General features: G+C 61.2%; 1 protein-coding gene. It reads left to right on the forward strand.

What is annotated here, in order from left to right:
- Positions 1 to 245: hypothetical protein (locus tag NNO03_RS22685; RefSeq protein ID WP_271450617.1), on the forward strand; the 245-nt coding region annotated here is incomplete at both ends.

A 245-nucleotide genomic window follows, 5' to 3' on the forward strand; every position in this document is an offset into this window, starting at 1 on the left:
GTGGCTGGGGTGCGGCAGATACCTCAGGGGCGTATGCCATCACGGCAAACACACCGGACGCGGCGAAGTCGGCCATCAAAACCGACAACACCACCTATGTGGCTGGCTCGGATATGAAGGTGACGGTGACGCTGAAAGATGCAAACGACAATGCGGTGACCGGGGTATCCGCGTCGCTGGACAAGGCGGTCACGGTGGCAAACGCCACGCTGAAAGCGGGCAGCAGCTGGAAGGATAACGGCGAC

The organism is Citrobacter sp. Igbk 16 (assembly GCF_028069755.1).
Classification (GTDB): Bacteria; Pseudomonadota; Gammaproteobacteria; order Enterobacterales; family Enterobacteriaceae; genus Citrobacter.